Raw genomic sequence first — 1186 nt, 5'->3', positions numbered from 1 at the left:
CCCCTGCCCCGGCCGGGGCCCCCACGGGGCCCACCGCCGCCCAGATCCGTGCGGCCACCGCACTCTGGACGGCGGCGGCAGCCGTGCTCTCGGCCGGAACGGCCGGTACGGGACCGGTCCTTGAGGCCGAGTTGCTGCGCGCCGCCCACACGGCACGTCTGACGGGACTCCACCGCGCAGAGGCCGCGGCCCTGAGCGTGGCGCGCTGCCTGCGCACCACGCGCGACCCGTACAGCCCGGGCAGACTCACCGAGTTGGTGACCGCCCTGCGCGAACTCCTCCTCGTCGCCCACCTGTTGAAGGCCGGAGACCCCGAGCCCGCGCTGATCGGAGCCGTCCGACGCAACCACCGCCCCGACGGGTCGCTGCGGCTCTACGGCGTCTGCCGCGAACCGGTGATCGGCGCCGACGACCTCGGCGGGGTGGTCACGCATCTCATCGACGACGACGGCCGCTGGTACACGCTCCGCGACGTCCAGCCCGGCGGCCCGGCGCGGGCGGGACGGGCCGGTACCGCCCTGGTCGCCATCCGGAGCTTCCTGAGCGACCACTTCCGGGTGTCCCGCGGCGGCCTGATCATCTCGGGAGCGACCGTCTCCCCGGAGGGCCGCCTGCTTGCGGAAAGAGGAGTCCGTGCCACCTTCGCCGCCGGACGCCCCTGGAGCGAGGCCGCGCCGGCGACGGTGTTCGCCCGCCCGCTCGCCGAGTCCGCCGCCGTGCGGTTCCCGGCGTCGCTCGTGGGTGACCCCGGAGGGGCCGGTGACCCCCAAGGCGCCGGGTACGCCCGTCCCCTGATCGGCTGTGATGTGGAGATCGCCGCGACCGACGGCGAGGATCTGCTGGTCCGTGAACTGCCCTGCGGAGGCGACGCGTTCGCGGACGGCCGGCCCAACCCCGGTGGACCGTTCCGGCTGGCTCCCGCGCACAGCCACCCCGCTCTCGCCCACACCGCCAACTTCCACCGGCTGGGCGCACGTCCCGGGCTGCGGATCCGGGTCCTCGGGCGCCTCGACCCCGATCGGGTCACGACCCTCCGCGCGCTCGCCGTCGGACCCGTACCGGGCACGGAGGCGACCCTGCGTCTCCCGGACGACTGGCAGGGTCGCGCCGATCTCGGCTACGACGTCCTCCTCAGCGACCACTTCCCGCCGGACATCCCCTCTCCGTCCCCGCCCTCCCCCTCTAC

1 pseudogene is annotated in these 1186 nt (G+C 75.2%); it reads left to right on the top strand.

Annotation, left to right across the window (positions count from 1 at the left end):
• Positions 1-1186 (top strand): annotated as a pseudogene (locus tag AOK17_RS47560) (hypothetical protein); the annotation flags it as partial.

Source organism: Streptomyces phaeochromogenes (assembly GCF_001418655.1).
Lineage (GTDB): Bacteria > Actinomycetota > Actinomycetes > Streptomycetales > Streptomycetaceae > Streptomyces > Streptomyces phaeochromogenes.
The sequence above is the reverse complement of the archived record's forward strand: the minus strand, read 5'-3'. Positions and strand labels throughout refer to the sequence as shown.